The organism is uncultured Caulobacter sp. (assembly GCF_947036865.1).
GTDB lineage: Bacteria > Pseudomonadota > Alphaproteobacteria > Caulobacterales > Caulobacteraceae > Caulobacter.
This window is the reverse complement of sequence record NZ_CAMQSF010000008.1, coordinates 97,803-114,978: the sequence shown is the minus strand read 5'-3', so window position 1 is coordinate 114,978 and position 17,176 is coordinate 97,803. Positions and strand designations below refer to the sequence as shown.

The window sequence follows — 17,176 nt, the reverse complement described above, 5'->3', positions numbered from 1 at the left end:
CGACGGCGTCGCCGCGGCGGTCGCGGGCGGCGCGGCGGGGGCGGAAACGGTCGGGGTCGGCGGCAGCGGGGTCAGGACCGTGCCGGCCTGGTCGGCGGCCGCCAGGGCGCCCGTCTCGTCGACGCCCACGTCGAGGGCGCCGGTGGCCACCCCGTTCTTCTTGGCGCATTCGGCCAGGGTGATCTCGCCCACGAAACTGCCGCCGACGAAGCAGCGGAGCGGCCGCGCGGGGTCGAGCTTGGCGTCGTCGTCGCGCCCGGTCTCGACGATCAGACCGGCGCGCGAGGCGGGCGGCTCCTCGGCGGGCTTCTTGTCGTGGCCCGACATCAGCGCCACGGCGATGCCGAGACCGGCCAACAGCGCGAGCGCCGCGCCGCCGCCGAAGATGATCCGTCGATCTTTCAGAACGTCCATGGTCCCTGGCTACGACGCGGAGATGACGCTTTCAAGCGCGACGGGCGGGGAAACGCGCGGGCGCGCCCCATTCCCAGCCGATCGACCTAGCCGCCCAGGCGGCTCAGCGCGGCCTGGTAGTTGGCGATCTGGTCGGTGAGATACTTCGGCACCGCGCCGCCGCTCTTGCCCGCCCCGGATCCGCTGTCGGTCTTCACGCCCAGCGCCGTATCGGCGGCTTCGCGATAGGCGGTGCGGACCTGCGACATGGCGCGCGTCACGACCAAGGTCGCGGCCTTGCGACCGTCCTCGGTGGAGAGGTCCAGTTCCGGCGGCAGTTGCAGACCATAGACCGGCCCGCTGCCGTCGGCCGAGACGGTCTTGCCCCCGTCCAGCTTCGTGGCGCGAACGACGCCGCCGGCCAGACCCAAGGATTTCAACACGTCCGTCCCGCCCTTGCCCGCCACGATCTCGAGGGTCGAGGTGTTCGAGGCGGGGCTGATCTTCAGAACCCGGCTGTTGCCGCTGGTCCCGATCTCGACCTTCGCGCGGTAGCCCGAGGCCTTCTTGACCTTGTCGGCCAGGGTTTCGAGCGTGTCCTTGGCGTCGATGGTGATGGTCGTCAGGCTGCCGCGCTCGCGCGTGCGGATCTGGAAGGTGTCGCCGGCGCGCGCCGATGTCGCCGAGACGATGCGGTCCGACTGGGTGAAGTCCATCACGCCGGAGGGCAGGCCCAGCACGTCCAGGCTGCTGGCGCCGGACTTGTCGACCGCCACCGAGGTCGGCGTGGCGTAGCCGTCCTTGCCCGTCAGGCGCTGGCTCCAGTCGACGGCGCCGGTCGCGACATTGAGCTGGGCGACATAGCCGTCCTTGGTCCCGACCGTCGCCTCGCCGTCGAGGTTCTTGCCGGCCGCGCCGACCAGCCACGCCTTGCCGTCGGCGACGTCGAAGCCCGTGACGGTGTCGTCGCCCGTGCCGCCGTAATAGGTCAGGGCGTCCTGGCCATTGTTGGTCAGGTCCAGCGACACGCGTCCCACGAAGGCGTCCATACCGCCCGAAGGAGCCGTCGTCGCGCCGTTGATCGACATCAGATTGTTGGCGGTGGACCCGGCCACATAGAGCTGGCCGCCATCGATCTTCAGTCCCGCCAGGTCTCCCCCCTTCAGCGAACCCAGGTCGCGGGTCGCGGCCTGACTGACGGTGGCGGTCTTGGTGTAGGTGACGGGCACCGTCTGATAGGCGCCGTACTGGTCCTTCTGGGTCACGTTCTCGGTCACGACGTTGGGCGTGACGTTGAAGGCGCGCAGCATGGCCTCGCCGTTCTCCTTGGAGCCGACGATGACTTGCGCGCCGTTGACGACGATGCCCGCGACGCTGTCGTTCTCGCTGGTGCCGAACCTCTGGGTGAACAGGGACTTCGGCTGGCCGTCGGCGCCGGTCGCGAAGGCGGTCAGATAGGCATCCCAGCCGCCCGTCGGATCCGTCCCGACCGCGCCCGGCAGATCCGACTTGCTGCGCCCGCCGACATAGAGAACGCCGTCCGAGCCGAAGGCGACGGCGGTGGCCTCGTCGTCCTGCAGGCCGCCGCGCCGCACGGTCCACTGCTCGTCGCCCTTGGCGTCATAGCGCGTGACGAAGCTGTCGGTGGTGGTCGACGTGTCGCTGTTGTTGATCGGCCCGTTGACCGCGCCTTGCAGGCGGCCGCTGACCGAGCCGGCCACCGCCACGCCGCCGTCGTCGGCCACGGCCAGCGACAGGCCGCTGGCGCTGTCGGTCGCGCCCAGGGTGCGGGCGTAGAGCAGGTGTCCGGCGTTGTCGTACTTGAGCAGAGCCACGTCGCTCTGGCCCTTGATGACCTGACCATTGATGTCGGTCTTGCCGCTGACCGCGGTATCGACATCGGCCAGCATGTAGACCGACCCGTCCGCGCCGGTCAGCGACTTGCGGACGGTGTTGATCGTGCCCTGCAGCGTCTCGGTGAAGACCTTGCCGCCGGGCGCGCCGGCGCCGGGGCCGCCGCCGGTTCCCGCCGCGCTGTATTTGGTGAGCGTGCTTTCGTAGACCGCGTCCTTGGTCTCGGGCTTCTTGTCCGGATCAGGGTCGCCGGCCTTGGTCGTCACATAGACGGCGGGCGCGGCGGTCGGCGCGGTAAAGGTCAGCTGCTCGGCGGAGTCGCCGTTGATCCGCAGGGCGAAGTCGTCCCCGGTGGCCGGCAGGGTCACGGGCTTGCCGCCGACCTGCACGGTGCGTTGTTCGCCGGGCGTGCGCTGGACCGAGAACGAGGTGTTGAACCCCGCGGCCTTCAGCTTGCCGTTCATATAGGTCACGACGTTGGACATCGTCCGGGGCGTCGAGCCCATCTCGGCGAGATTCATGGTCACGTTCGAGGTGACGCCGAAACTCTTGACCGCCACGCTGAACGACACGTCGCCCTTGAAGCGTGGGACCTCGTCATCGACCTGGCCGGTATAGAGCGTGTCGGTCTTGTAGCTGTAGGTCGCCTTGGGAACGCCGACGGTCGCCTTGTCGGTGGTCATCACCGAACCGGTCGTCAGGCGCAGCTGATCCAGGGAGAGGTTCTGGACATAGCCGCTGACTTCGCCGAGGCCGCGCGTCAGGGCGGTCTGCAGGCGGGCGATCTCGCCGTCGGTCTGGCCCTTCTTGCCGGCTTCGGTGATCAGGGCCGACATCGTGTTCAGCGCCTGATAGGTCGAGAACAGCTTGGCGTAGTCCGGGCTGGCGCCCTTGAGCTTCGAGGTGTTGGCGGCTTCGTCGACGAACTTGCGACCGTTGACGGCCGCGCGGACCAGTTCGCTGGCGGGCGGGATCCCGCCGCCCAGCCAAGGCGCGTTCGGAACGACCGCCTTGCCCCGCGCCGGCGTCGCGCCGCTCGACGCGGACGCGCCGGCGCCCGCCAGGCTCGACCGAGCCTGGTAGAAGTTGAGCAGCAGATTGGAATCGAAGCTGATCACGACCTGTTCCGAGCGGGCGCGGAAACCCACGCCTACCCATGCCAGACGATCGCTGACGACTCGTTAAGATGTCGCGTCAGGCGGCGATCAGGTGGGCGTCCGACAAGGCGCGGCGGGCCGCCTCGCGCAGCTGCGCCCATTCGGACGCCAGGATGCCCAGCAGCACCACGTCGCGGGGTTGGCCGTCCTTCAGGACATGGCCGCGCAGATAGCCCTCGCGCCGGAAGCCCGCGGACGACTGCGCCTTCAGCGCCGCGTCGTTGTCGGCCATCACCTCGGCGAACACCTTGTGCAGCCCCAGTTCGCCGAACGCTCGATCCAGGCCCAGCACCTGGGCGGCGCGGCCGACGCCCCTGCCCCGCGCCTCGGCCGAACCGAGGAACCAGTTCCAGCTGGCGCGACGATGATGGCTGGAGAGCCCCGTCAGGGTCAGAAGGCCCATGGGCGCGCCGCCGCGGGTGATCATCCAGCCTCGCAGATCCGGATCGGCGCGGAGCGCGGCGAACCACGCGGCATGCGCCTCGTGGCTGGGCAGATCGGCGTCGGACATCCAGCGGTCGACCTCGGGCTCGGACCGCCACTGGAAGAGGACCGCCTCGTCCTCGTCTCGCAAGTCGCGCAACTCGATCATGCCGCCGCCGAATCCCCAGGTCCGCCTGGCGCGAGTTTAGCCCCGGGATGCGACAGGACCTAGACCTCCGCCCCCCGTGGCGGGTCTAGGCGCCCTTGAACAGGGACAGGATGATCTGCGGCGCGCCGTTGGCGATCGACAGCGCCTGGGCGCCCAGCTGCTGCTTGACCTGCAAGGCCTGCAGGCGGGCGCTCTCCTTGGCCAGATCCGCGTCCACCAGATTGCCGACCCCGGTCTCGAGCACGTCGTTGAGCTTGGAGACGAAGCTGTTGTGGGCCTCGATCTGCTTGGACTGCGTGCCGATGTTGCCGACCGCCTGGTTGACCGAGGTCATGGTCGCGTCCAGGCGCGTCAACACCGCGGCGGCGTTGGTCGGCGTCAGGATGTCGTCGGTGGCGGTCAGGGTGTTGATCGTGCCGCCCAGAGAGAGGTTCTGCAGGGTCAGGGTGATCGCTTGGGCCGCGTCGGCGTCGGCCAGGAACGTCATGTCCGCCGCCTGGCTGCCGTCCAGCAGATTGGCCCCGTCGAACACGGCGCTGGAGACGACCTGTTGCAGGTTCTTGAGCAGACCCTGGAAGTCGGCGTTCAGCGACTGTCGCGAGCTCGTGGTCAGCGAGGTGTCCTTGGCGGCGACCACCTTCTCGCGCATCGTCTTCAAGAGATCGGACACCGACTCGCCGGCCGCCAGAGCCACGTCCGAGATCGAGGTCGCTCGGTCCAGGCTCATCTTGACCGCGCCCAGCGCGCTCATGTCGGCGCGCTGTTGTTGGGCGATCGACCAGACGGCGGCGTTGTCCTTGGCGGTCGAGATCGACTGACCCGTATTGATGTGGGTCTGGACCGACTGCATGTCGTCGTTGGTCTTGTTGAGATTCTGCAGCGCGATCAGCGCGGGCTGGTTGGTGTTGACGCTCAGCGACATGCGCGGCCTCCGGTCGGCGATTTTGCCGTTGGTTGCGACCGCGCGTGATTCGGCGCGCGATCAACTCGCGGCCGAGATTGAGATCAGAAAGTAAGATTATGGTTAACGCTTATAAACCATCTTCATTAACGGCCGCGACCCGCCGTCGCACCCGTCCCCTATCCCCCTCGGGAAGGTCTCAAGCCTTACCGTCGAACACGTCGCCCATGGCGTAGCGCGCGTTCTCGCGCAGCTTCAGGATCTGCTCGCGCGGATATTGCTGCAGCGTCTCGCCAGTGCGGCGGTCGACCGTCTTGTACACGTACTCTCCCGTCTCATGGTCCTGCTCGATGACCAGGCGCAGGTCGCCCGGCTGAGGCCCGTTATCGACGGGTTGAGCCGGCGCGGCTTCCGCCGGCTTGGGCGTCGGGACCGCGGCGGCCGCGACGGGCGCGCCAGCCGCAACGGCGTTCGCGCCCACGGACGGGTCCGGGGCGGTCGAAACAGGCGAACTGGATGCGACGAAATCGTGGATCGCCGACAATGCGGCCTTGGGTTCCATGTTTGACTACCGGCTTTTCCGTGCCGGCCCTCCTTCCGATATGTGAAATCTCCCCCGCGGCTCGTTTCCGATGGAAAAGGCGGAGGCGGGCTAGGGCCCGCCTCCTTCCCGCTCCTTAACGGAAGAGGCTGAGGAGCGACGAACTGGACTGGTTGGCGATCGAGAGCGCCTGGACGCCCAGCTGCTGCTTGGTTTGCAGCGACTGCAGCTTGGCGCTTTCCTTGGCCAGGTCGGCGTCCACCAGGTTGCCCACGCCGGCGTTCAGGCTGTCTTGCAGCTTGCCGACGAAGGTCAGGTGGGTGTCGAGGCCCTTGGAGCTGGTGCCCAGCGACGACAGCTTGTTGGTGGCCGTGCCGATCGCCTTGTCCAGCGTGGCGAGCGCCGACTTGGCGTTCGCCGCGGAGGTGAAGGTGAAGGCGGCGGACAGGCCGATGCCGGTCAGGTTCAGGCTCTTGGCGCTGACCGTGAAGCCGGTGCCGTCCGTATTGGCCAGGAAGGTCAGCTTGGTCGTGGTGCCGTCGGCGATGCTGACGCCGTTGAACTTGGCGTTGCTGGCGGCCTTTTCGATCTGGTCGCGCAGCGAGTTGAAGTCGGACTTCAGCGCGTTGAACGAGGCGGTGTTCAGCGAGGTGTCGGAAGCGGCCAGGGCCTTTTCCTTCATCTTGCCCAGCAGATCGGTGATGGTGTCGCCGGCGGCCAGCGCGACGTCGATGGTGGACTGACCGCGTTGCAGCGAGTCCTTCACCGCGTTCAGGCTGTCGGCGGTGCCCGACTGGATCTTGGCGGTGGCCCAGATCGCGCCGTTGTCCTTGGCGCTGGCGACCTTCTTGCCGGTGTTGATGCGTTGCTGGACGACTTGAAGCTCGCTGTTGGTCGAGTTCAGGTTCTGCAGGGCGATCAGAGCGCCGGCGTTCGTATTGATGCTATTCAGCGGCATACGAGTAGTGTCCTTTTCAAGGTATCCGACGCCATTTTGGCTGCCGGGAGCATTTTGCTCGAAAGGACCTGAAGCAATTGCCGGGCCAATATTGCCGGGCGGCACGCAACGCCTAAACCTTTGAAATCACGGCGTTATAACTTCATTAAGCACGAAGGCCCCCGGCAGATTCTGCCGAGGGCCTTTCGCAATAGGAAATTGTTGCCGGGCACATAATGCGCACCTGCACGAAAGAGGCGCCGGACGGCTTTTGACAGCCGCCCGGCGTATCGGGCTCACCCCTTGAACAGCGACAGGATCGTCTGAGGGGACTGATTGGCGATCGACAGCGCCTGCACTCCGAGTTGCTGCTTGGTTTGCAGCGACTGCAGCTTGGCGCTTTCCTTCGCCAGGTCCGCGTCGACGAGGTTGCCCACGCCGGCGTCCAGGCTGTCCTGCAGCTTGCCCACGAAGGTCAGGTGCGTATCCAGGCCCTTCGAGGCCGTACCCAGGGACGACAGTTTGTTAGTGGCCGTTTGCAGCGCGAGATCCATCTTGGCGACGATGCTCTTCGCGTTCGCGGCCGACGTGAAGGTGAACGCGGCGGACAGACCGATCCCGGTCAGGCCCAGGGTCTGAGCGCTGATCGTGAAGGCGCCCCCGTCCGCGTTCGCGAGGAAGGCGAGCTTCGTGGTCGTGCCATCGGCCAGGCTCACGCCGTTGAACTTCGCGTTGTCCGCGGCCTTTTGAATCTGGTCGCGGAGCGAGTTGAAGTCCGACTTGAGCGCGTTGAACGAGGCGGTGTTCAGCGAGGTGTCGGAAGCGGCCAGGGCCTTTTCCTTCATCTTGCTGATCAGATCGGTGATGGTGTCGCCGGCGGCGAGAGCCACATCGATCGTCGACTGACCGCGTTGGAGCGAATCCTTCACGACATTCAACGAGCTCGAGCTCGCGCTTTGCAGCTTGGCCATCGACCAGATCGCGCCGTTGTCTTTCGCGCTGGCGATCTTCTTGCCGGTGTTGATACGGCCTTGGGTGGCGGCGAGCTCCGTGTTGGTTGCGTTCAGGTTCTGGAGCGCGAGAAGCGCACCAGGATTGGTGTTGATGGAATTCAGCATTGGCTACCTACCGTTTTGGTCGGATTTATCCGGCTTCGCCGGGCGGGCCTTTTGCCCGCGCGAACCATCGCAAGGCGCGGGCCAGCGGGGCCAAGCGCGCCAAGGAATTCCAAGTTATTGATCTCGTTGAACTTTAAGTCGACTTGGCGACGAAACGAAAACCGCCCGGCGAATGCAGGATTCGCCGGGCGGCAGGTTTTTCCAGATAAGGCTAGGCAAGACGTTCAGTCTTGCGAAAAGCAGAGAATCAGGCGGCGTCCGCCCGCCCCGCGAGCCCCTGCATGATCATGCGGTTGATCTCGATCAGCGGCTCGAAGTCCTCCTCCTTGCGCATCACGGCGCTGGAGTGACGACCGACCCAAAGGCTGAGCGAAATGATCCCGGCGCGCAGCTCCGTCGGGAGCTGGTTCTCGGGCAAGGAACAGTCGGTCGCCAAGGCCGACCAGACCTTGCGATTCCAATCGAGTGCGTCGATCCGCGTGGCGAAGTCGTCCGCCGGCGCCTGGGACGCGTCCATCAGGGCGCGCGTCACCTGCCCGAACAGGCGGTACTCCAGTTCACGGGGATTCTCAGCCCGCGTCGCCGCCTGCTGATACGCCCGAAGAGACATGCCCCAACCTCTCGTCTTCGTATTCGATAAGCTTCCGGCTCAGCATCAGAGCCTTGTAGTACTCTCTCGCCATCACATGTTTGGAGATGGCGATGCAGTCCTGCAGAATGACAGGATTGCGGACAACTCCCATGAATTCGTTAAGGCGGCCGGCGAAATCCTCGAAGAATTTTCCGGCAGAGCCCTCGTCGAGATACATCATCATCACCGGAAAATAGATCCGACGCGCGGGCGTCGTGACCTGGTCCGGTTGCATGATGTCCTTCTCGCGGAGGACCGAGGCCTTGTTCTGGAGCACCAGAACCCCGCGCCGATCCCCGTTCTGGACCACGGCGCCGTTGAGAACGAACTTTTCGCCGGGCTTCAGCGACAGCTTCAAAGGCACCTAATACCGCTCCTTCGTTGACGCCGCCTCGCCCGCTCCCGCCGAGATCGACGGGTCGGCGGTCAAGCTAGGCGGAGACCTGTTAACGCCATCTTGCCGCCTCTGGTCCGCTCCCGCGGCGATAAGACGCGGCTTAGGACTCGATTAAGCATGACGCCTCAAGACATGGTTAACACAGAGTCGAGGATAAGCCTTCCATGTCCCGCAAAAGCGCCCTCGAGATGTCAGCCAGCGCCCTCGCCCAGGCCGACGTGGGGGCCGCGCCCGTGCATGCGGGACAGATCGGCGGCGCGATCGGCGACGCGGCGTCCAACGAAGCCATCGCGCGCCTGAAGCAGGCCAGCCAGAACATCAAGAACGCCGAGAACAGCAAGATGCTGGTCCGCGCGGTGCAGGCCGTGCACGCGGGCGACTACGTCAAGGCGGACAAGCTGGCGCTGAAGCTGCTCCAGCGCGAGGAGCAACTGGGTCTGGCCTGGCATATTCTGGCGATCGCGCGGGAGAAGAACGGCGACTACGCCTCGTCCCTGCGGGCCTATGAGGCGGCGGTGGCGCTGCTGCCCGACCAGTCCGCCGTCGCCGGCGACCTTGGACGCCTCGCGTTCCGGATGAACATGCCGGAACTGGCCGCCAAATTCTTCGCCCATTACCGGCTGAACCGCCGCGACGACATCGAGGCGTCGAACAATCTGGCCTGCGCTCTGCGCGAGATGAATCGCGACGACGAGGCGATCGAGGTCCTCAAGGAGGCGCTGGCCCTGAACCCCGAGGCGACGGCGCTGTGGAACACGCTGGGCACGGTGCTCTGCAATATGGGCCGCGCCGGGGATTCCCTGGTCTTCTTCGAGGAATCGCTGCGCCTGGACCCCGACTACGCCAAGGCCTGGCACAACCGCGCCTTCGCCAAGTGCGACCTCGGCGACATCGAGGGCGCCCTCGTCGATTGCGAGGCGGCGCTGAAGCTGCCGGCCCAGGCCCAGGACGTGGCGATCATGCGCTTCGCCCGCTCCACGCTGCTGCTGGCCCTGGGGCGGCTGGAGGAAGGCTGGAAAGCCTACGAGGCGCGCTTCTCGCCGGAACTCACCGAGGCCCCGCTCTTCTATATCGGCGGCACGCGCTGGACAGGCCAGGACCTCACCGGCAAGGCCGTGCTGATCGTGGCGGAACAGGGGCTCGGCGACGAGGTCATGTTCGCCAGCATGCTGCCCGACATCATTGAGCGTCTCGGCGCGAAGACGCAGGTGACGCTGGCGGTCGAGCGCCGCCTGGTTCCGCTTTTCCAGCGCTCCTTCCCGGACATCGAGGTGCTGCCTCACCGCACCGTCTCGTTCGAGGGCCGCGTATGGCGGACCGTGCCGGACGTCCAGGACTGGAGCCGCTTCGACTACTGGACCGCGCTGGGCGCGTTTCTGCCGACCCTGCGCGGCTCGGTCGCCGACTTCCCCGCGCGCGACCGCTTCCTGGCGCCCGATCCCGAGCGCGTCGCCTATTGGAAGGCGCAGCTGGAAGCTCTGGGTCCCAAGCCGAAGGTCGGCCTCCTCTGGAAGAGCCTGGTCCTGCAGGGCGAGCGCGCCCGGCAGTTCTCGCCGTTCCAGCACTGGGAACCCGTGCTGAAGACGCCCGGCGTGACCTTCATCAACCTGCAATACGGCGACTGCGCCGAGGAGATCGCCTTCGCCAAGGAAGCGTTCGGCGTCGAGATCTGGCAGCCGCCCGGCATCGACCTGAAGCAGGACCTGGACGACGTCACCGCCCTCTGCGCCGCCGTCGATCTGGTCATCGGCTTCTCGAACGCCACCACCAACCTGGCCGCGGCGGCCGGCGCGCCGCTGTGGCTGATCACCATCGCCAAGGCGTGGACGCGTCTCGGCGCGCCGAACTATCCCTGGTACCCTCAAGCCCGTTGCTTCGTGACGGAGACCTATCGGGACTGGACCCAGCCGATGGCCGACATCGCCGAGGCGCTGGCCGTCTTTCCCGCGACCCGCTGACGCGGCGCTCGATCCGCCAGGGAGGCCACAACCGATGACCACGACCGTTTCCCTGCGCGACGTCGCCGAGGCCGATCGCGACCAGCTGCTGACCTGGCGCAACAGTCCCGAGGTCAGCGCCTACATGTATTCGGACCACCCGATCTCGCGCGAGGAGCACGACCGCTGGTTCGACGCCCTGCCCCTTCGCCGGGACCGCCGTTACTGGATCATCGAGGTCGACGGCGAGCGCGTGGGCCTGGTCAATCTGACCGACATCGACCACACGCACGGCCGCTGCGCCTGGGCCTATTATCTGGCGAGCCCCAAGGTGCGGGGGCTGGGCGTGGGCTCGTATGTCGAGTTCTGGGCGATCGAGCACGTCTTCGGCGCGCTGGGCCTGAACAAGCTGTGGTGCGAGGTTCTGCTGTCGAACGAGGCCGTCTGGAAACTGCACGAGACACACGGCTTCCAGCGCGAAGCGCTGTTCCGCGAACACGTCGTCAAGAACGGCCAGCGGGTCGACGTCGTGGGCCTGGGGCTGCTGGCGCGCGACTGGGCCGACAAGCGCGCCGAAATGGCCGCCCGCCTGCGCGGCAAGGGCTACGACATCCCCGCCTGAGCGGCGCGCCGTTCGACCCTCTTGCCAAGCGCGCGCCCGCCGGTAGTTTGATCAGCTTGTTTTGAACAACTGTTCGAACCGGACACGACTCCGGCGGAGATGGGCATGGATCAACGCTTCGAAGGCACTTCCGACTACGTGGCGACCGACGACCTGAAGGTCGCGGTGAACGCCGCCGTGGCCCTTGAACGTCCTCTGCTGATCAAGGGCGAGCCCGGCACCGGCAAGACCGTGCTGGCCTATGAAGTCGCCAAGGCGCTGAACGCCCCGCTGATCACCTGGCACATCAAGTCGACGACCAAGGCCCAGCAGGGCCTCTACGAGTACGACGCCGTCACCCGTCTTCGCGACAGCCAGCTGGGCGACGAGCGCGTCAAGGACGTCAAGAACTACATCAAGAAGGGCAAGCTCTGGGAGGCGTTCGAGAGCGAACAGCGCCCGGTGCTGCTGATCGACGAGATCGACAAGGCCGACATCGAGTTCCCGAACGACCTGCTGCAGGAACTCGATCGGATGGAGTTCTTCGTCTACGAGACCGGCGAGACGATCAAGGCCAAGGTCCGGCCGGTGATGATCATCACCTCGAACAACGAAAAGGAGCTGCCGGACGCCTTCCTGCGTCGCTGCTTCTTCCACTACATCCGCTTCCCCGAGGAGGCGACGATGCAGGCGATCGTCGACGTGCACTTCCCAGGCATCAAGCAGAAGCTGGTCGCCGAGGCGCTGCGCATCTTCTACGACATGCGCAAGGTTCCGGGGCTGAAGAAGAAGCCGTCCACGTCGGAGCTCCTGGACTGGCTGAAGCTGCTGCTGGTCGAGGATATCGACGAGACGATCCTGCGCGAGAAGGATCCGACCAAGCTGATCCCGCCGCTGCACGGCGCCCTGCTAAAGAACGAACAGGACGTCCATCTGTTCGAGCGGCTGGCCTTCCTGGCCCGACGCGAGGGCTCGGGAGCGCGGCCCGGGCAATAGGCTCGAGCCGCCCTTACCGGGATTTCACTGGACGCGCGCGCGCCGCGCGGCCAACGTCCCGCCAAACCTGGGGGGACGCATGCGTTATTCGAACTGGCTGACCGCGGCGCTGTTGATCGGCGCGGGCGCGAGCGCGCTCAACGCCTGCCACCGCGCCGAGGCCCCTAAGAGCGATCGGCCCGAGCATCATCTGGGCCGCCGCGAGCCCGCGCGCGTGATCGACCGCCTCGACTGCCCCGAGCGGCAGGGCCAGCTCAAGCGCGTCAGCGTGGCGGCGGACGGGCAGTCCTGCGTCTACGCCTCGTCGGCCGCCACGGTGGACCTGCGCCTGATCCGACTGAACGGCGGCGACGCCGAGGCCGCCCTGGCGCCGATCGAAACCGAGCTGAAGGCCATGATGCCGGCCGCGCCGCCCTCGCCCAAGCCGCCGGAGCACAAGGGTGGCGACAAGAACCGCACCAGCATCAACCTGCCCGGCGTCAAGATCGACGCCCGCGACAATGGCGCCGACATCCGGATCGGCCACCTGACCATCAACAGCGACGGCTCGGCCGCCGAGGTCAAGATCAACAAGAACGTCAACATCAAGGGCGACGACGGTCATGGCTCGGTCAATGTTCGTACCGATGACGAACATGAGGGCGACGTCACCATCAAGGCCAACGACAACGGGGCCGAGATCCGCGCCAAGAAGGGCGGCGGTGACATGGTGCGCTCGACCTTGATCCTGGCCAACGACAAGGCGCCGAAGGGCTATCGCCTGGCGGGCTACGAGGCGCGCGGCCCCAAGGGCGGGCCGCTGGCGGTCGCGGTGGTCAAGGCCAAGACCCGCGACACCGACGACCACGACCTGTTCAAGGACATGAAGGCGCTGGTGCGCCACAACGTCGGCGGCTAGGGCCGTCGAGGCGTCCCAGCCTTCGACGGGGACGCCTGCTCGGCGTCAGCTACGCGACGGGTTCGACCTGCATCACTTTGTAGGTCAAGGGGCGTCCCTCTTCGTCGGTGACGGTCACATATTCGCCCAGCGCGAAGCGGTGTTCGCCCAGCCGGTGCAGAGGCTCGTCGTCGGTCTCTTCCGAAGCGTCGTAGTCGAAGAACCAGCGCGTCCCGCGACGATTGAGGCGGCCGTCCACGGCGTCCTCGTCAGGCGCGAACCGGCGCACGCTGCATTCGCCCTTCACCTTGGCGTATTCGCCCTCGTCGATATGGCCATCCTCGGTCAGCGGCGCGGTCAGCGCGTAGCCGCGATGGTCGTCGCCGCCGGCGAACTCGGTGCCTGGATTGCGGGCCAGACGCATGACGATGCGGGAAAGAGACATTCGAGGCCTCCCTTGTTCGGGGTTTCAGACGTCTAGTGCGACAGGAACAGCGACGGCCCGTCGCTGTTCAGCAGCGTGCGGGTGGTGCCGCCGAAGATGAACTCCTGCAGCCTGGGATGCCCGAACGCGCCGGCGACCAGGAGGTTCGCGCCGGTCTCCTTGGCCGCGCCCAGCAGAAGGCCGGCCGCGTCGCCTTGCCCGTCCAGGGTCTGGATGGACGCGGTGACACCGCGGGCGGCCAGGAACTCGGCGAGCCGCGCGAGGTCGAAGGCGCGCGACGAGGCGCCCGGCGCGCCGGCGATGATCACCGATCGAGCCTTTTGCAGCAGAGGCAGCGCCGTGCGCATGGCCCGGCTGGCCTCCTTGCCGCCATCCCAGGCCACCAGGGCCACGCCGTCGACCTGGAACCCCGGACGCGCCACCAGGGTGGGACGCTGTTCGTCGGCCACCAGTTGCTGGAACGCTTCGGCCAGCGGTCCCTTGCCGCGCGCCGAGGCGTCGTCGAAGACGATGACGTCGGAGAGCCGCCCCTCCATCGCCAGCCCCGCCCAGACGGGCGACTCCAGACTGACGACGCGGGTGCGGGCATAGCCGAGTTCGGCCGCCAGCTTGGCGCACGCCTTGGCGCCCTCCTGAGCCGCGTCCTTGAGGCTTTCGAGGGCCGTGACCTGCACGCCGCCCATGAATCCCTCGCCCATCCAGGGCATCAGGTCCGCCACGTCGGCGGGCGCGTGGACGCAGGCGAGTTCGGCCTGGAACGCGGCGGCCAAGGCCGCGGCGGGGGCAAGCAGGCCCTGGTCGTTCGGGGTTCCGGCCAGCGGAACCATGATTCTCGCCCAACTCATGATCGAACTCCCTTGCAGGGCATTTCCACAGATGACGGCGACGGCCTCATTGATCTTTCTCAATCGATAGGCCAGTCAACCACCTTCACCGTGAGGAACGATCTGGTGGCCAAAGGGCTGCATAGGGGCGGACCGCCCCGCGCTTGGCAAAGGATGCTCTCCGGCCGTCGGCTCGACCTGCTCGATCCGTCGCCGATGGACATCGAGATCGAGGACATCGCCCATGGCCTGGCGCGGGTGGCGCGCTGGAATGGCCAGACGGTCGGCGACCACGGCTTCTCGGTCGCCCAGCATAGCCTGGTGGTCGAGGAAATCGCCGCGCATATCAAGCCCGACCTGGAGCCCCGCTGGCGGCTGGCCGCCCTGCTGCACGACGCCAGCGAATATGTGATCGGCGACATGATCAGCCCGTTCAAGGCGGCGCTGGGCGTCAGCTACAAGGACTTCGAGGCGCGCTTGGAGGACGCCATCCACATACGTTTCGGCCTGCCGCCGAAGACTCCCGCCCCGATCAAGAAGCTGATCAAGCAGGCCGACCGCGCCTGCGCCTTCTTCGAGGCGACCCAGCTGGCGGGCTTCGAGCACGCCGAGTCCCTGGCCATCTTCGGCGCCCCGCCGGCGGGCTACGAGCTGCGCATCACGCCCCTGCCGCCGTTCGAGGCCCAGGCGCGCTACGTCCAGCGCTTCCACGTGCTGTCGCGGGCGGCCGGCTACGAGAGCGCGCCTGGCGCCGCGTTCGAAACCGAGTGAGCCGGTCATGAACACCTCGGTCGTCATCGGTCTATCGGCGGTGGTCGTGGCGATCCGCGACGGCGAGGCCGTGGTCCTGACCGTGCGGCCGCACGACGCCATCACCGATGTCGCGTCCTCACTGTCGGGCCTGCCCTTCGGCCCGTTCGATCCTGACGAACACCGCACCTTCGAGCTTGGCCTTCGGGCCTTCGTGACCGAGCAGACCCGGTTCCAACTGGGTTATGTCGAGCAGCTCTACACCTTCGGCGACAAGGGCCGCGACGCGCCCCGCGCCGAGGTCGGGGCCGGGGCCGCGCGGGTGGTCTCGGTCGGCTATCTGGGCCTGACGCCGCGCGCCGTCGACACCGACGCGCCGGACACGGCCTGGGCGCCGTGGACCCGGTTCTTTCCGTGGGAGGACTGGCGCGACGGCCGCCCCGCCCTACTGGACGAGGCGATCGCCCCGGCCCTGCGCCGCTGGGCCGGCGACGACATGGCCCGCTGGTCGCGCGCCCGGCTGGCCTTCGCCCTGGACGGCGCGCCGTGGAACGAGGAGCGCGTGCTGGAACGCTACGAACTGCTCTACGAGGCGGGCCTGGCGCCCGAGGCCGCCCGCGACCGGGCTCGCGCCGACGGCGACGATCCGGCCGAGCCCGAGGCGCTGTCGGCGGCGTTGGGCGAGCCGATGATCTCGGACCACCGGCGCATCCTGGCCACCGGCCTCTCGCGGCTGCGGGGCAAGATCAAGTACCGGCCGGTGGTGTTCGAACTGACGCCCGAGGAGTTCACCCTCTCCACCCTGCAGCGCACCGTCGAGGCGATCGCCGGCGTGCCGCTGCACAAGCAGAACTTCCGTCGCGTCGTCGAGCGCGAGGAACTGGTCGAGGGCCTGGGTCGCCTCGACGCCGAGACCGGCGGTCGGCCCGCCGAGCTTTTCCGCTTCCGTCGCGAGATGCTGGCGACGCGCCAGGCGACCGGGCTGTCCCTGCCGCTACTGCGGGACTAGGTGAGGCGTAGGACGACGATCCACCGCGCCAAATTTGCGGCGAGAACGCGCGCATGGGCGCGTTGATATCCTCGGTCACGCCTGGATAACAGGGCAGTTTCAAACCGCGCCTTGCCCGGAACGCGAACGTCTAAGACACGCGTAGATACTTTTCCCCTAAGCGTCTCCAGACGCCATGTCGCTTCGCGATGTGGACGACTTTGAGATAACCGCCGATCGCATCGCCCTGTCGGTCGACAAAGAACAGAGCGCCGTCGCCAGAGCGATTGAGCACAGGCATCGTGGCCGAGACGTAGAAGTGCGCCGGGGGCGGAATGGGTTCGCCCGCTACCTCCACCGTTCGCGATGTCGCAGCCCTCCTTTGGGTCACTTCCGCCACGGTGCGCTGAGCCGCGAGACAAGCGCTCAAACCAATCGCGCGCGATCGTAGCAGACGGTCAACAAGCTCAGCCCCAGGCGGCGGACCGCTCCATCGCTCGGGAGACAAGAGAAGCGCGCGTGTTCGCGCGGGCCCCAGCGGATTTTCAGGAAGCCTCGCCGCGTCGAAGCGATCCAGCGGCTCGAAATCCCTCCCGTCCAACAAGACCTGGGCGAGGGCGTGGCATGCCGCCGACTCCCGTTCGGTTGAACTAGCCTCCGCCGCCGCCACCCCGACAATGAAGAAGAGCACGCTCCACGCCAACGAGCGTGGCGATATCAATCCTAGTGGCATGGCGTCGAGCCTCACAAAACTAGTTGGGAATCGTACCACCCCGATTGGTAAGCTGCGCATCCGTTGGATAAGCAAAGCCAAGAGCCGCCGCCAAGTCTCGCCCGGCGCTATTTGCTAAAGCCTCGCTAGAGCTTCCACCCGTGATAACGTGCCCAAACTCATGAAACACGGCATAGTCCTTGCCAGCTTCGCCACCATATAGGCCGGGGTTGGACGATACATTTGTATTATTAGGGTCCACATAAATCTCGATATGATCGGAGGAATAGTAGTAGGTGGCCGCCCCTCCAAATGCCATTGAGGAACTACCTAAATACACTTGAGTATGATCGAGGAAAGAAAAGGCCTGATTGTAGCTCAGGGCCTGGCCGTTCGGCATTGCGAACGTGGCGTTTGTAGAACTCACGTATTTATCATAGGCGGCGGATAGCGCATTATGAAACGCTGCGTACGTGGTGTAGGTGTTGGGGTCGTTGAGGTCGCCAGTTAGGTGAATAGGCGCGG

At 66.6% G+C, this 17,176-nt stretch carries 18 protein-coding genes and 1 pseudogene; 6 read left to right on the top strand and 13 right to left on the bottom strand.

Annotation, left to right across the window (positions count from 1 at the left end; genetic code table 11):
* The 9 genes and pseudogenes from Q0V34_RS07725 to flbT all read right to left on the bottom strand — a co-directional run.
* Positions 1-414: pseudogene (locus tag Q0V34_RS07725) on the bottom strand (hypothetical protein); the annotation flags it as partial.
* Positions 415-500: 86 nt separating this feature from the next.
* The gene (locus Q0V34_RS07720; RefSeq protein ID WP_297510159.1) at positions 501-3,365 is read right to left on the bottom strand and encodes a hypothetical protein; all 2,865 of its coding nucleotides are present in this window, start codon (positions 3,363-3,365) and stop codon (positions 501-503) included.
* Positions 3,366-3,441: 76 nt separating this feature from the next.
* Positions 3,442-3,996, bottom strand: coding sequence for a UDP-4-amino-4,6-dideoxy-N-acetyl-beta-L-altrosamine N-acetyltransferase (pseH, locus tag Q0V34_RS07715; RefSeq protein ID WP_297510156.1), 555 nt, complete (start codon positions 3,994-3,996; stop codon positions 3,442-3,444).
* Positions 3,997-4,081: 85 nt separating this feature from the next.
* Positions 4,082-4,918 (bottom strand): flagellin, encoded by an 837-nt coding sequence (locus Q0V34_RS07710; protein WP_297510154.1) that lies wholly within the window; start codon positions 4,916-4,918, stop codon positions 4,082-4,084.
* Positions 4,919-5,096: 178 nt separating this feature from the next.
* Positions 5,097-5,459, bottom strand: a complete 363-nt coding sequence (locus Q0V34_RS07705; protein WP_297510152.1) for a hypothetical protein — start codon at positions 5,457-5,459, stop codon at positions 5,097-5,099.
* Positions 5,460-5,574: 115 nt separating this feature from the next.
* Entirely contained in the window at positions 5,575-6,396 is an 822-nt protein-coding gene (locus Q0V34_RS07700) for a flagellin (RefSeq protein ID WP_297510150.1), read from the bottom strand.
* Positions 6,397-6,671: 275 nt separating this feature from the next.
* The gene (locus Q0V34_RS07695; protein ID WP_297510147.1) at positions 6,672-7,493 is read right to left on the bottom strand and encodes a flagellin; all 822 of its coding nucleotides are present in this window, start codon (positions 7,491-7,493) and stop codon (positions 6,672-6,674) included.
* Positions 7,494-7,740: 247 nt separating this feature from the next.
* The gene (gene flaF / locus Q0V34_RS07690; RefSeq protein ID WP_297510144.1) at positions 7,741-8,103 is read right to left on the bottom strand and encodes a flagellar biosynthesis regulator FlaF; all 363 of its coding nucleotides are present in this window, start codon (positions 8,101-8,103) and stop codon (positions 7,741-7,743) included.
* Positions 8,063-8,488 (bottom strand): flagellar biosynthesis repressor FlbT, encoded by a 426-nt coding sequence (gene flbT, locus Q0V34_RS07685; RefSeq protein WP_297510142.1) that lies wholly within the window; start codon positions 8,486-8,488, stop codon positions 8,063-8,065. Before flbT ends, flaF begins: the two co-directional genes overlap by 41 nt.
* Positions 8,489-8,685: 197 nt before the next feature.
* On the opposite strand from flbT, the gene Q0V34_RS07680 reads away from it, so the two are divergent.
* The 4 genes from Q0V34_RS07680 (at position 8,686) to Q0V34_RS07665 (ending at position 12,953) form a co-directional block, all read left to right on the top strand.
* Complete coding sequence (locus Q0V34_RS07680) at positions 8,686-10,479, top strand: tetratricopeptide repeat protein (protein ID WP_297510139.1); 1,794 nt, start codon at positions 8,686-8,688, stop codon at positions 10,477-10,479.
* Positions 10,480-10,513: 34 nt separating this feature from the next.
* Positions 10,514-11,080: a UDP-4-amino-4,6-dideoxy-N-acetyl-beta-L-altrosamine N-acetyltransferase gene (gene pseH / locus Q0V34_RS07675; RefSeq protein ID WP_297510136.1), complete on the top strand. Its 567-nt coding sequence runs from the start codon at positions 10,514-10,516 to the stop codon at positions 11,078-11,080.
* 105 nt (positions 11,081-11,185) lie between these two features.
* Entirely contained in the window at positions 11,186-12,055 is an 870-nt protein-coding gene (locus Q0V34_RS07670) for a MoxR family ATPase (RefSeq protein ID WP_297510132.1), read from the top strand.
* Between the two features lie 79 nt (positions 12,056-12,134).
* Positions 12,135-12,953 carry a hypothetical protein gene (locus tag Q0V34_RS07665; protein WP_297510129.1) on the top strand — a complete coding sequence of 273 codons (819 nt, stop codon included), beginning with the start codon at positions 12,135-12,137 and terminating at the stop codon, positions 12,951-12,953.
* 49 nt (positions 12,954-13,002) lie between these two features.
* Here Q0V34_RS07665 and Q0V34_RS07660 read toward each other — a convergent pair whose 3' ends face one another.
* Together Q0V34_RS07660 and Q0V34_RS07655 are read right to left on the bottom strand one after the other, a co-directional pair.
* Positions 13,003-13,377, bottom strand: coding sequence for a hypothetical protein (locus tag Q0V34_RS07660; protein WP_297510125.1), 375 nt, complete (start codon positions 13,375-13,377; stop codon positions 13,003-13,005).
* 32 nt (positions 13,378-13,409) lie between these two features.
* Positions 13,410-14,222: a universal stress protein gene (locus tag Q0V34_RS07655; RefSeq protein WP_297510122.1), complete on the bottom strand. Its 813-nt coding sequence runs from the start codon at positions 14,220-14,222 to the stop codon at positions 13,410-13,412.
* 105 nt (positions 14,223-14,327) lie between these two features.
* On the opposite strand from Q0V34_RS07655, the gene Q0V34_RS07650 reads away from it, so the two are divergent.
* Entirely contained in the window at positions 14,328-14,972 is a 645-nt protein-coding gene (locus Q0V34_RS07650) for an HD family hydrolase (protein WP_297510119.1), read from the top strand.
* A 7-nt stretch (positions 14,973-14,979) separates the two neighbouring features.
* A complete protein-coding gene (locus Q0V34_RS07645; RefSeq protein ID WP_297510116.1) occupies positions 14,980-15,960 on the top strand; it encodes an NAD regulator in 981 nt (326 codons plus the stop codon).
* Between the two features lie 130 nt (positions 15,961-16,090).
* Here Q0V34_RS07645 and Q0V34_RS07640 read toward each other — a convergent pair whose 3' ends face one another.
* Together Q0V34_RS07640 and Q0V34_RS07635 are read right to left on the bottom strand one after the other, a co-directional pair.
* Positions 16,091-16,630 (bottom strand): hypothetical protein, encoded by a 540-nt coding sequence (locus Q0V34_RS07640; RefSeq protein WP_297510112.1) that lies wholly within the window; start codon positions 16,628-16,630, stop codon positions 16,091-16,093.
* A 61-nt stretch (positions 16,631-16,691) separates the two neighbouring features.
* A complete protein-coding gene (locus Q0V34_RS07635) occupies positions 16,692-17,051 on the bottom strand; it encodes a hypothetical protein (protein ID WP_297510108.1) in 360 nt (119 codons plus the stop codon).
* Positions 17,052-17,176 lie beyond the last annotated feature (125 nt).